Consider the following 12,321-nt stretch of genomic DNA (forward strand, 5'->3'; position numbering starts at 1 on the left):
TCGGACACGTCACCGAGCCAGGCACTCCACTCACCACACTGGCCCAGTTCCACGACTACCTGACCGCTTCGGGCATCACACCGGAAGACCCCAACAAACCAACGCTTTAATTATCGGCAAGACCTTAAAGGGGGTCGGGGTGGTCGGTTCTGTCCACAGCAGCAAGGACCGGGGCGAGTGGGTGCTGGTAGCGGAACTGAGGGCCAGTCACGTCGTGCGGGTGGCGCTGGTGATGGCGATGTGACTGCTGGGGCTCCCGAAGGCACTCTCGGTAGGGCAGAGACGTCGTCAAGGCCTAGTTGAGTACGCCTTACGCCATGAAGGTGGCCTTCACGACACGTCACAACGCAGCGGAGGGGCAGTCGGGGGCGCCTCGCGTGGGCGGCTTGGCCCGCGTCCTTGCTTCTGTGGACTGGAGGTTGGGAATTCAGGTGCGGCGCGTGAACGGGGGTTTGGGCTGATGGGAAGGGGTATCGGGGGGTCGGTGGAAAGAGGTTTGGACCTCGTGTAAAGTATCTCTTGTACGGAAAACGGCGCGGGGTGGAGCAGCTCGGTAGCTCGCTGGGCTCATAACCCAGAGGTCGCAGGTTCAAATCCTGTCCCCGCTACAAAGACGGAGACCCCTATTCGCGGAATGCGCGAATGGGGGTCTTTTTCGCATACCCTGGGGGTGCGACCCCCAGACCCCGCCCAAGGAGGGCTCCGCCCCCTTGGATCCCCCGTGGGGCTCCGCCCCTTGCCCCCGGGTGACGTGGGCACCTGGGTGGGAACGTGCGGGTTGGTGTGTGGCGTGGCGCCTGGGGGGCGTCCGGCTTGGTGAGGTGGGGCACTGGGCGGGGGTGGTCGGGGCGGGGGAGTCGGGGGTGGGGGAGTGGGTTGGGCCGTTTGCGTGGGGGGTGGGGTTATCGGGTGGAGTAGTTGTGGTTGCGGTGCGTGGTCGGGTCCTTTGTGGACAGGGGTCGGATTGGGCCGAACGAGCGGAACTCACTAGCCACAATGGACAGATCCGCTGGCCACTGTGGACACAGGGGCGCAGAAGTGGGAACGTAGAGGGGTGTCCGAATTGAATGCAACTGCCGCCGCACTACTCGGTCTCCTCCACGACGGTCCCGCCACAGGTGGGCAACTCGTCGCCGGAGCGGGCGAGCGGTTCGGTGCCTTCTTCAGCGTCACTCGCAGCCAGGTCTACCGCGAGCTCCCCGCGCTGTCGAAGGAAGGCCTGGTCCGCCTCGGCAAGCAGGGCCCCCGTTCCAGCCAGCAGTACGTGATCACCGCCGCCGGAAAGAAGGCCTTCAAGACCTGGCTGTCTTCCGACCCCGGCCCTGACCACCTGCGTAGCCCGCTCATCCTGCGGCTCGTGCACGCCGCCTCGCTGACGGCGAAGCAGCGCACCGCGCTGCTCGACTCGGCCCGCGCGACCTACACCCAGGAGCTCGACGAGGCCAAAGCCTCGACGAAGGCCGCGGAGGACCCGTACGCCAAGGCGGTGTCCGAGTTCGCCCAGGCACACGCCAAGGCCGCCATCAAGCTCCTCGAATCGATCCCGCAGGCCTAAGCCCAAGAGCGCATCTCCGCCCTCTCGCCGCCGGTGGACAGCCCCCTCAACAGGGCCGTCCGCCGGCGCCGGGGTATTCCCGGATGAGATCGTCCCGCCTTTTGCCGTAATGTGGACCGATGTGAGCTTCGAGTTTGAGACAGATCTGAAGGACCTGGCGGGCAAGCTGTCGCAGGTCGAGTCCGTGATGGATCTGGACGACCTGCGCGCGCAGGTGGACGCCCTGGAGCAGGAGGCGTCGCTCCCGAACCTCTGGGACGACCCCGAGACCGCCCAGCGGGTCACCAGCCAGCTTTCCCACAAGCAGAGTGAGCTTCGGCGCGTGTCCGAGCTGCGGTCCCGCCTGGACGACGTCGGCGTGCTCTACGAGCTGGCCCAGGACGAGGGTGACGCCGCGAGTCTCGCCGAGGTTGAGGGTGAGTTCGCGCAGCTGTCCAAGGACATCGACGTGCTCGAGGTGCGGACGCTCCTCAACGGCGAGTACGACGACCGTAACGCGGTGGTGACGATCCGTTCCGAAGCCGGCGGCGTCGACGCGGCGGACTGGGCCGAGATGCTCATGCGGATGTATATCCGCTGGGCCGAGCGCCACGGGTACCCCACGGACGTCTACGACATCTCCTACGCGGAAGAGGCCGGCATCAAGTCGGCTACTTTCAAGGTCACCGCGCCGTACGTCTACGGCACGCTCTCGGTCGAGCAGGGCACCCACCGGCTCGTCCGGATCTCGCCGTTCGACAACCAGAGTCGCCGCCAGACCTCCTTCGCCCACGTCGAGGTGCTCCCCGAGGTCGAGGAGGTCGACCACGTGGAGATCCCCGAAAAGGACATCCGCGTCGACGTCTACCGGTCGTCCGGCCCCGGCGGGCAGAGCGTCAACACCACGGACTCCGCGGTGCGGCTCACCCACATCCCGACCGGCGTCGTGGTCTCTTGCCAGAACGAGAAGTCGCAGCTGCAGAACAAGGTCGCCGCGATGAAGGTCCTGCAGGCGAAACTGCTGCAGCGCAAGAAGATCGAGGAACGGGCCGAAATGGACGCGCTGAAGGACGGCGGCTCCAGCTGGGGCAACCAGATGCGCTCCTACGTCCTGCACCCGTACCAGATGGTCAAGGACCTGCGGACCGAGTACGAGGTCGGCAACCCGTCCGCGGTGCTCGACGGCGACATCGACGGCTTCCTCGAAGCCGGGATCCGCTGGCGCAAGCAGTCCACCCTCGCGTAATCGTTTGCCGGACCCCTTCGGCCCCACGCAACCAGGGCTTAACGGGCGGCATGGGTAGGATGCCGAATCGTGATCCGGCTCGAAGAGGTATCCAAGGCCTACAAGACCTCGACCCGTCCTGCCCTGGACAAAGTCTCGGTCGAGATCGACAAGGGTGAGTTCGTTTTCCTCATCGGTCCTTCGGGATCGGGAAAATCGACCTTCCTTCGGCTCCTCCTGCGCGAGGAGGTGCCCAGCAGGGGTCGCGTGATGGTGTCCAACTTCGACGTTGCCAAGATGCCCCGGCGCCGGGTCCCCCGCCTGCGCCAGACGATCGGCTGCGTGTTCCAGGACTTCCGGTTGCTGGCGAACAAGACCGTCGCGGAGAACGTGGCGTTCGCGCTCGAGGTCATCGGCAAGCCGAAGCTGACCATCCGCAAGGTGGTGCCCGAGGTCCTCGAGCTCGTCGGCCTCGACGGCAAGGCGGACAGGCTGCCCAACGAGCTCTCCGGTGGTGAGCAGCAGCGTGTCGCGATCGCCAGGGCGTTCGTCAACCGGCCGCTGGTGCTGCTCGCCGACGAGCCGACCGGAAACCTCGACCCGGACACCAGCCAGGACATCATGCTGCTGCTGGAGCGGATCAACCGCACCGGCACGACCGTGCTGATGGCCACGCACGACCATTCCATCGTCGACTCGATGCGTCGTCGCGTCGTCGAACTGCAGCTCGGCAGGGTGGTCCGCGACGACGCGCGAGGGGTCTACGGCGTCGGCCGCTAGTCCCGCTCTCCCAACCCCCGCCACCCCGCTCCACCAGCCCCCGACCCACAAGGGACATCCACCCCGATGCGTGCCAGTTTCGTGTTCAGCGAGGTCCTCACCGGTCTTCGCCGGAACATCACGATGACCATCGCGATGATCCTCACCACCGCGGTCTCGCTCGCCATGCTCGGCGGTGGCCTGCTGATCGTGCGAACCATCGACAAGATGAAGACCAACTACATGGCCGACGTCGAAGTGGCCGTGTACCTCGTCGACGACATCAGCGCCAACGACAAGAACTGCGCGCAGGAGCTCTGCCAGTCGATCCGCCAGCAGCTGGAGAACAACCCGGCCGTCGACTCCGTCGTGTTCGAGAACCGTGACGCGGCGTACGAGCGGTTCAAGAAGATCTTCGAAAGCCAGCCCGAACTGGTCGCGCTGGCCCGCCCGGAGGCCCTGCCGGCGTCGTTCCACGTCAAGCTCAAGGACCCGCAGCGCAGCGCGGTGATCGTGCAGCAGTTCACCGGCAAGCCCGGTGTCAGCAAGGTCGACGACCAGAACAAGTTCCTCGACCGGTTCTTCAACAGCCTGAACACCGTCCGCAACATCACCTTCTTCGTCGCGCTGTTCCAGGCCGTCGCGGCCCTGTTGCTGATCTCCAACACCATCCAGGTGTCGGCGTTCACCCGCCGGACGGAGGTGGGGATCATGCGGCTGGTCGGCGCGACACGCTGGTATACCCAGCTGCCCTTCCTGCTGGAGGCGGTGGTCGCCGGCCTGGTCGGTGCGGTGCTGGCGATCGTGTTCCTGGTGGTCGGCAAGCTGGTGTTCTTCGACAGCCTGCTTTCGGCGACCGGTGGCGCGATCCCGGCGATTTCGATGTTTGACGTGCTGTTCCCGGTGACACCGATCCTGCTCGCCGTGTCGATGCTCATCTCGGCCGTGACCGGTTACGTCACCTTGCGCCTTTATGTCCGGCATTAGTCCCCGGCGGTAAAACCCCTCCGCTCACTCACAGGAACTCACGTAGAGTCGTCATATGCCCAAGGAACGCGGCCAGAAGGTCATCGTGTCGAACCGCAAAGCGCGGCACGATTACTCCATCCTGGACACCTACGAAGCCGGACTCGTGCTCGTCGGTACCGAGGTGAAGAGCCTGCGCGCGGGCAAGGCATCGCTGCAGGAGGCCTTCGCCACCGTCGACGACGGCGAGGTGTGGCTGCGCAACGTGCACATCCCGGAGTACACGCAGGGCACGTGGACCAACCACATGCCCAAGCGGAACCGGAAGCTGCTGCTGCACCGCCGCGAGATCGAGAAGCTCCTTGACAAGACCAAGGCGAGCGGACTCAGCATCGTCCCGCTGTCGATGTACTTCAAGGACGGCAAGGTCAAGGTCGAGATCGCGCTGGCCAAGGGTAAGAAGTCCTACGACAAGCGGCAGGACATCGCCAAGCGCGACGCCGGCCGCGAGGTCAGCCGCGCGATGGGGCGTGCCCTCAAAGGACGGTTCGATTGACGCTCGGGCCCGCCACCGATGCCGACGTCCTGCCCTGGGTGCGTTCGCTGGGGCTGGACGGGCTCGTCGACCTGCACCTGCACTTCTTGCCCGAACCGGTGATGGACAAGGTCTGGGCGTACTTCGACCAGGCTGAGGAGCACTACGGCATGCCGTGGCCGGTCCACTACCGGACGTCGGAGGGCGAGCGGCTCGAGACGCTGAGGTCCTTGGGCGTGCGCAGGTTCGCGCCGCTGGTGTACCCGCACAAGCCGGGCATGGGCGAGTGGCTCACGACGTGGGCCCTCGAGTTCGCCGCCCGCGTGCCCGAAGCTGTTCCCACAGCGACGTTCTATCCGGAGCCTTCAGCGGCGTCCTATGTGGAAGCTGCGGTACGCGCCGGCGCACGGTGCGTGAAGGCGCACGTGCAGGTGGGCGGTTACGACCCGCGTGACGAGCTCCTGGACGGCGTGTGGGCGGTCCTCGCGGATGCCGGGGTACCGGTGGTGATCCACTGTGGACATGGACCGTTGAAGGGGCGCTACACGGGTCTCGACGTCTTCGGCGAGGTTCTTACGCGCTATCCCGAACTCACCGCTGTCCTGGCCCATGCCGGTATGCCCGAGTTCGACGACGCGTTGGCGCTGGTCGAGCGGTTTCCGCGGGTGTATCTCGATACCACCATGGTCGGCGTCCCGTTCAGCGAGCGGATGTCGCCGCTGCCCCGGGACTGGACGGCCAGGCTCGCCGACGTCGGCGACCGGGTGGCGCTGGGTACGGATTTCCCCAACATTCCGTATTCCTACGCAACTCAGCTCCGAGCGATCGCCGGCTGGGCCGCGGACGACCGCCTGGGCGACCCGTTTCTGCGTGCCGTCCTGCACGACACGCCGGCGAAACTGCTAGGGCTCTAGCTTCCGCAGACTTCGTCGGGAGTCGTCACCGTGCAAAGCCGGTATTCCCAACCGCTTTCGTTCGTGTAATCCAGCGAGTACAGTGTTTCGATTTTCGGGCCGTCGTGGAGGTGCACATGCCGCATCACGGTGCCGCGCACCGGTTCCGCGTCGCTGAGTTCCTGCACGCGGCCGTCCAATGGTCCGCCGAAGAAGCGGACGTTCTGCTCGGACGGGGCAACCATCGAAACTCCTTCCTCGGCACCCGGAGGGTCAACGTCCGACCATGGTAGGTGAGTAAGGGCTTCGTCGCCGCCGTCAGATCGGGTGACTTCCGCTAAAAAGGACCACTTTCTTTCCGGTTCAGCCGAGCTTTCAGGTTCGGCCGAGATAGGTGAGAACGGCCCGGACCCGGCGATGTTCCACCGCGCTCGCTTCGAGTCCGAGCTTCGAGAAAATGTTGCCGATGTGTTTTTCGACGGCGCCGTGGGACACCACGAGCGAGTTCGCGATAGCGGTGTTGGAGAGGCCCTGCGCCATCAGTCCGAGCACTTCGGACTCGCGCGCGGTGAGTGCGTCGAGTGGGTTCTTGCGGCCGCGGGCCATCAGCTGGGCGATCACGTCCGGGTCGATGGCGGTTCCGCCCGCCGCGACCCGGCGGACCGCGTCGAGGAAGTCGGCCACGTCGGCGACCCGTTCCTTCAGCAGGTAACCGACTCCGCCCGCCCCGCCGGACAACAGCTCGACGGCGTAGCTTTCTTCGACGTACTGCGAGAGCACCAGAACCGGCAGTCCCGGGATCTCCTGTCGGGCGCCGATCGCGGCTCGCAGGCCCTCGTCGGTGAACGTCGGCGGCATTCTGACGTCCACGATCGCGAGGTCCGGCCGGTGTTCCTTGACCGCGCCGAGCAGGTCTTCCCCGTTGTCCACCGCCGCCGCGGTTTCGATGCCCTCGTCCGCGAGCAGGCGTTGCAAACCGGCGCGCAGCAGGACGGCGTCCTCAGCGATCACTACCCGCATGCGGGGCCCCCAGTGTCGTTGGTGAAAGTGGCTTCAGGCCACTATTCACTCACGACAGGGCTACCAAGTACACGGCAGGTCCGCACGGATGACGGTCGGACCGCCTGCCGGGCTGACCACGGTGATGACGCCGTCGATGGTGGCCGCGCGGTCGGCGAGGCCGGCAAGCCCGCCGCCGGGGCGGATCTCCGCGCCACCATGCCCGTTGTCGACGATCTCGACGACGACGTGGTCATCGGTGCGCCAGACGCGTACGCCTGCTTCGGTGGCGCCGGCGTGCTTGGCGATGTTGGTCAGTGTTTCGCCGACGATGAAGTACGCCGTGGTTTCGACCGCCGCCGGCGGGCGCGGCTCGACGTTCACCTCGACGTCGACGTGGATCGGCGACTTGGCCGCCTGCGCGGACAGAGCCGCGTCGAGGCCCCTGTCGCCGAGCACAGCGGGGTAGATGCCGCGAGCTAGGTCCCTGAGCTCGGACACGGCGAGCTTCGCGTCCAGATGGGCCTCGTCGATCAGGGCTCGCAGGGCTTCCGGGTCGTTGTCCAACTTGGTCTTGGCCCGCCCGAGGCTCATCGCGACCGCGACCAGCCGCTGCTGGGCGCCGTCGTGCAGGTCTCGCTCGATCCGGCGGCGTTCGGCCTCCGCGGCGTCGACCCCGCGGGCCCTCGACGCCTGGAGCCGCTCCGCCTTGACCTCGAGGCTCTTCGTCCGGCCCGGCCCGAGCAACGTCAGCGCGAGCTGGCCGTGGGCCCAGCCGATCCACGGGACCACGAACATGGCCAGCGGAAGCAGCACGATCGACGCGATGCCGACCGCGAACTCCGCGATCCCGAGCGGGAACGAGATCATCAGGTAGACGAGGTCGCGCCAGGTCGACGGGTCGGTCAGGCGCGCCTGCCAGCGCCGCAGCAGGCCGGCGCTGTCGTCGACCGGCAGGCGCTCGGCGTCGGGCACCGGCGTGTCCAGCATCCGCCGGACCCAGCGGCGCTCGAGGTTGCCGAACGCGCGCACCATGCTGGTGGTGCCGAGCAGGATGGGGATGCCGATCCAGATCACCACGGTGCTCAGGCCGACCGAGACGCCCACCACGATCAGCACGAACTGCACGATCCGCAGGACGAAGCTGAGCACCATGAACCCGATGGTCTTGGCCGGTCGAGTCCTCGGCTGGACCAGCACCGCGGACTGTTCGATCGTCATGCCGTCACCATGTTCGTCGTTTCGGATCTCTCAGCGTAGTAGGCGAGGCGAGCGCGCTGAGCCGCTGTCGGACCGAGCAGGCTAGCCGCGAAGCGGACGTGGGTGCGGGCTAAACCCCTGGTCAACGCCACCGACACGGCAACGAAGAAGACACCGAGGGCAGCCCAGGGGAGCGCGGCGAGCGTCGAGTCGACGGTGATCCACCGGACGTCGAACGCGGGGAAGTAGTAGGCGTGCTCCGGCAGGTACCGGAAGTAGATCGGCAGGCCCACCAGCGCGAGACTGGTCGCCCAGAACGACACGACCAGGCAGAACTCGGCGACGCCGAGCGGGAAGAGCAGGAACAGGTAGACCATGTCCCGCCACGTCGAGACGTCGCGGAGCCGGGTCATCCAGCGTGACCGCTGGCCGGCGCCCTTCGGCAGCGGCAGGTACGGCAGCGGGATCAGCTCGTCGACCAGGCTGTAGATCCTGGCGCGCTCGACCTTCGCGAAACCCCTGGCCAGCAGCAGCGCCAACGCCAGAATCGGCACTCCGACCCAGACGACGGCAGTGCCCACGCCCACCGACAGCAGCGTGACCAGCAGAACGAAGCTCGCGATACCCAACGGCAGGTTCATCAGCAGGTAGAGCACGGAGCCGCCGATCGGCGTCCGGGACCGGTGTCCGTCGGCTGCGGCCTGGACCGGGATCATGGCTGGCTCCTCTCGAAGTGGTGACGGAAACCAGCATGCTCGGCGGGCCCGCGACCGGCCATGGTGCGCGCGGGCATCCCCCAGGTAGGGCTAGCCCCACCTGAACCCCCAGGCCAGGACTATGTCGCTTGCGGCGCGCGTTATGCTGTACAGAAGGTTACGTCAGCAACCCGACGGGGGTGAACGGTTTCGACTTTGGACGTTGATTCAGGAGAAGCGTGCCAGTGCAGGCGAGAGACCACTGTGAGCGTCATCGCAACTTATAAGCGCCAAGGCTAATAACCAGCGCGACTTCGCACTTGCTGCCTAAGTAGCAGTGTGAGTCTGTCGGTCCGGGAGTTCCTCCGGCTCGGGTCCCGGCATCAGCTAGGAGGATTACCGTCAGTGTCGGCCACGGGCACTGATCCGGGAAGCAAACAGCGGCTGGGCCTGTCACATCGGACTTGTTCACGTGACCGATGGGGCCAAGTAGAGACAGAGTGAACTGCGCACGGAGAAGCCCTGATGAACCGCCAGAGGACCCGGGTTCAATTCCCGGCACCTCCACCCGAGGCTTGGGCGACCTGTGTTCGCGGAACGCGCGAACCGGGTCGCCTCTGTCATGTTGGGGGGCCGAGCCCCCCAAACCCCCCACGGTGCGAGCGGTTCCTGACCCAGCGTGGAACGCGACGTGCGGGCGCTGGCGCGTCCGCCGTCGGCGGTGACGTACGGACGCGGGTTGCACGCGTGTGCAACGAGGGTGCACACGCGAGTTTCACCATTAGGGCGCCGAGTTCCGCACTCGTGATTCCACATCTACGACACGGGAGTCTGTTTGTGGAGTGGATTTGCGACGGAACACGGCGTACGCGGTGGCGGTGACAGCGCCGACGACACCGGCCACGGCTAGGACGCTCCAGACGACCTCGTAACCGTGTTCGCTGACGAACTGCGTGTGCGGCGTGGTGTGCGCGGTGAGGATCGCCGCGACGACGGCGCGACCGAACGCCGACCCGAGACCGATCGACAGCTCGTAGATGCCTTCGCCGACCGAGATCTCACCGTCGCGGAGTTCGTCCACGACGATGGTGCGCGTGGCTCCTTCGATGAGCCCGAACCCGGCTCCGGAGATCGAGTTGAGCACGATGAACGCGACCAGCGAGCGGTGGTCGAAAACGAGCCCGGCGACGCCGACGACGAACAGCACGGTGCCCAGCGCCACCGTCCGCGGGTAGCCGATCACCCGGCCGATGCGGCTGGTCAGCGCGGCCAGCACGGTCGCCGCCAAAAACGGCGACACGAACGCCATGCTGATGCCGACCGGGGTGAGCCCTAGCCCATAACCGAGCCGCGAGACGGGCAGCGCCAGGAAGGTCGCGTTCGGCACCTGTGAGCCCAGGTAGGCGAAGTACAACAGGAAGCCGATCAGGAAGATCGGTGCCAGTCGCGGCCGGAACAGGTAGCGCAGGTCCATCAGCGGCTGGTTGGTACGCAGTTCGACCACCACCCACCCGGCCAGCAGGACCGCACCGCCGACCAGCGCGACGAGCGTGCGCGTACTCGTCCAACCCCAACCCGCGCCATTGCTCAACGCCAGCACCATGCCGACCAGCCCGAGGCCCAGCAGGAGCGCGCCGGGCCAGTCCATCCGCTGGGCCGCCGCCGGGCGAGGCCCCGGTTCCGTGCGCAGCCACAGCACGACGAAGCCGATCAGTGGCGAATCCGGCGAGATCGAGTGGACCGTTGCCGGTGAGTGTTCCGGAGATGCCCGGCTCGGTCACGCTGGTGAGCCCCTCGGACAGGGCAACGTCGCTGGCCAGTGCGATCGCGCGGACGAAATCCTCCTGCGGCGAAGGCTGTATCAGCTCGCGCACGAGATCGAGTGCTCGCTCAGCTATCAGCCCGGTCGGCAAGCCGTCGGGGCGACGCTCGATCCAGCCGCCGTCGACGTCCGGGAGGTCGGCGGGATCGAGGTAGCCCATCCGCCGGATCGCCTCGGTGTTGACCACGCCGGAATGGTGCGAGCAATGGCTCACCCACACCGGCCGACCGCCGGCGACGGCGTCGAGCCCGTCCCTCGTAGCCGGTCCGTCCAGCTTGCTCTCGTCATACCTGACCGCCAGCACCCACGTGTTCACGAACAACGCATCCAGCTGCACGGAAGGTCCTCTCTCGCGGACTTGTTTCAGGAGAAGAATGCCTCCGCGCAGCCATGCCGCCCAATACCGGATTTAGCGGCATACCATGCTGTTTTGTTATAGGTGTGCGAGTTCCACGTCGGGCTGGGACGGTTTTGCGGGTACAGTTTTCGCTTTCGAAGGCACTTTTTCGCCGTTGAGCCGAGGGGGCGCACGATGGGGGAGACCAGAAAAGGCGAGTACGGATTCGATGCTCCATACGTACCACTGGGTTACGCCGTCGGCGGGACCGTCCTGGTGGTGGGCGGAGTGTTTCTCGGGGTACTCGGCTTGGTGCTCGTGGGCATCGTGCTTCTGTTGTGTGCCGGGGTGTTCCTGCACGCCACCCGGCGTGGCAAGTTCCAGATCTGGGAGAACGCGCTCGACGAACTCAAGCTCGAACCTGACGCGCGGGTGCTCGATCTCGGCTGCGGACGGGGAGCCGTGCTGCTGGCGGCGGCGCAGCGACTCGGTGCGGGCGGGCGAGCTGTCGGCATCGACCTGTGGCGCACGGTCGACCAGTCGGGCAACGCGCTGGAGACGACCCGGCGCAACGCCGTCGCCGAGGGTGTCGCCGACCGCGTCGAGCTGCACACCGGGGACCTCACGGAGCTGCCGTTCGCCGACGGCTCGTTCGACGTCGTGGTGAGCAGCCTCGCGATCCATAACATCGACGCCGAAATCGGCCGGACCACAGCGATCCGCGAGGCGGTGAGAGTGCTTGCGCCCGGCGGTCGGATCGTGTTCGTGGACCTGCGGATCGCTGCCGAATACGTCGACGTGCTCGGCGAGCGGGGAATGACCGACATCGTCGACCGCGATGAGGGTGTCAACGGCTGGTGGAGCGGTCCTTGGATGCCCACTCGACGGGTCACCGCTCGTAAACCCGCAGCTCGACGCCTGTAAACAGCGGCCGGTTACTGGCCGGAGAAGCCGTGCCGCGGCCGAGGCGGTTGCTGGACATCGGAACGGGTACCGCCGAGCTACTAGTTCTTGCGCGCCAAAGGTTTCCCGATGCCGTGCAGGACGGCGTCGAGCCGGCGGCGGAGATGCTTGCCAAGGCGCGGGGCGCTCCCGTTCATCACCGCGTTCGCGGCGCGGAAGTCGTGACGCCAGGTAGCCGTTCGCGGGTGACGCAGGTCATGACGGACGTCGTTCGAGCGGTCGCTCTGCGTTGTCGACGACCTCGTCCGGCCGAAAATCTGAAAGATCTTGGCGGCCGGTTGAACGGTGTTGTGGCGACCGGTGGATCCGCAGCTCAGAAGCTATTTTTTTGATCTACGTGTACAGTGGGTGTCAACCGGGTTCACGTGACTGTTCGAAATCAGTTCGGTTGGT

12 protein-coding genes, 1 tRNA gene, 1 other RNA gene and 1 pseudogene are annotated in these 12,321 nt (G+C 66.4%); 9 read left to right on the plus strand and 6 right to left on the minus strand.

Translation table 11 applies throughout. The annotated features are described in order from the left end of the window. The first annotated feature begins 534 nt into the window (after positions 1 to 534). The 7 genes from JWQ81_RS14685 to JWQ81_RS14715 all read left to right on the plus strand — a co-directional run bounded on the left by JWQ81_RS14685 (position 535) and on the right by JWQ81_RS14715 (position 5,933). Positions 535 to 608: transfer RNA gene (locus JWQ81_RS14685), tRNA-Met, on the plus strand. Between the two features lie 446 nt (positions 609 to 1,054). Then, positions 1,055 to 1,555, plus strand: coding sequence for a helix-turn-helix transcriptional regulator (locus tag JWQ81_RS14690; RefSeq protein WP_297541707.1), 501 nt, complete (start codon positions 1,055 to 1,057; stop codon positions 1,553 to 1,555). 121 nt (positions 1,556 to 1,676) lie between these two features. Beyond that, entirely contained in the window at positions 1,677 to 2,780 is a 1,104-nt protein-coding gene (prfB, locus tag JWQ81_RS14695) for a peptide chain release factor 2 (protein ID WP_297541709.1), read from the plus strand. Positions 2,781 to 2,849: 69 nt separating this feature from the next. Next, on the plus strand, positions 2,850 to 3,539 hold the full coding sequence (gene ftsE, locus JWQ81_RS14700; RefSeq protein ID WP_297541712.1) for a cell division ATP-binding protein FtsE: 690 nt from the start codon (positions 2,850 to 2,852) through the stop codon (positions 3,537 to 3,539). Between the two features lie 66 nt (positions 3,540 to 3,605). Then, a complete protein-coding gene (gene ftsX / locus JWQ81_RS14705) occupies positions 3,606 to 4,505 on the plus strand; it encodes a permease-like cell division protein FtsX (RefSeq protein ID WP_297541714.1) in 900 nt (299 codons plus the stop codon). A gap of 55 nt (positions 4,506 to 4,560) precedes the next feature. Next, complete coding sequence (gene smpB, locus JWQ81_RS14710; protein ID WP_297541716.1) at positions 4,561 to 5,040, plus strand: SsrA-binding protein SmpB; 480 nt, start codon at positions 4,561 to 4,563, stop codon at positions 5,038 to 5,040. Beyond that, positions 5,037 to 5,933 carry an amidohydrolase family protein gene (locus JWQ81_RS14715; RefSeq protein ID WP_297541718.1) on the plus strand — a complete coding sequence of 299 codons (897 nt, stop codon included), beginning with the start codon at positions 5,037 to 5,039 and terminating at the stop codon, positions 5,931 to 5,933. Before smpB ends, JWQ81_RS14715 begins: the two co-directional genes overlap by 4 nt. Here the strand turns inward: JWQ81_RS14715 and JWQ81_RS14720 are convergent. The 4 genes from JWQ81_RS14720 to JWQ81_RS14735 all read right to left on the minus strand — a co-directional run bounded on the left by JWQ81_RS14720 (position 5,930) and on the right by JWQ81_RS14735 (position 8,827). Beyond that, positions 5,930 to 6,157, minus strand: coding sequence for a hypothetical protein (locus tag JWQ81_RS14720; protein ID WP_297541720.1), 228 nt, complete (start codon positions 6,155 to 6,157; stop codon positions 5,930 to 5,932). The genes JWQ81_RS14715 and JWQ81_RS14720 overlap by 4 nt on opposite strands. A 130-nt stretch (positions 6,158 to 6,287) precedes the next feature. Beyond that, positions 6,288 to 6,932: a response regulator transcription factor gene (locus tag JWQ81_RS14725; protein WP_297541722.1), complete on the minus strand. Its 645-nt coding sequence runs from the start codon at positions 6,930 to 6,932 to the stop codon at positions 6,288 to 6,290. 60 nt (positions 6,933 to 6,992) lie between these two features. Next, on the minus strand, positions 6,993 to 8,132 hold the full coding sequence (locus tag JWQ81_RS14730) for a sensor histidine kinase (RefSeq protein ID WP_297541724.1): 1,140 nt from the start codon (positions 8,130 to 8,132) through the stop codon (positions 6,993 to 6,995). After that, positions 8,129 to 8,827: a sensor domain-containing protein gene (locus JWQ81_RS14735; protein WP_297541726.1), complete on the minus strand. Its 699-nt coding sequence runs from the start codon at positions 8,825 to 8,827 to the stop codon at positions 8,129 to 8,131. Before JWQ81_RS14735 ends, JWQ81_RS14730 begins: the two co-directional genes overlap by 4 nt. Positions 8,828 to 9,002: 175 nt before the next feature. Between JWQ81_RS14735 and ssrA the strand changes: the two genes are divergently transcribed. Continuing rightward, positions 9,003 to 9,376: a transfer-messenger RNA gene (ssrA, locus tag JWQ81_RS14740) on the plus strand. Between the two features lie 211 nt (positions 9,377 to 9,587). On the opposite strand, the gene JWQ81_RS14745 is transcribed toward ssrA, so the two are convergent. Both JWQ81_RS14745 and JWQ81_RS44935 read right to left on the minus strand, forming a co-directional pair. Then, entirely contained in the window at positions 9,588 to 10,505 is a 918-nt protein-coding gene (locus tag JWQ81_RS14745) for an MFS transporter (RefSeq protein ID WP_297541728.1), read from the minus strand. Between the two features lie 82 nt (positions 10,506 to 10,587). After that, positions 10,588 to 10,965: pseudogene (locus JWQ81_RS44935) on the minus strand (amidohydrolase family protein); the annotation flags it as partial. A 195-nt stretch (positions 10,966 to 11,160) separates the two neighbouring features. Here JWQ81_RS44935 and JWQ81_RS14750 point away from each other — a divergent pair. Further along, positions 11,161 to 11,889: a class I SAM-dependent methyltransferase gene (locus JWQ81_RS14750; RefSeq protein WP_297541730.1), complete on the plus strand. Its 729-nt coding sequence runs from the start codon at positions 11,161 to 11,163 to the stop codon at positions 11,887 to 11,889. Positions 11,890 to 12,321 lie beyond the last annotated feature (432 nt).

Source organism: Amycolatopsis sp., from assembly GCF_025464955.1.
Taxonomy (GTDB): Bacteria; Actinomycetota; Actinomycetes; order Mycobacteriales; family Pseudonocardiaceae; genus Amycolatopsis.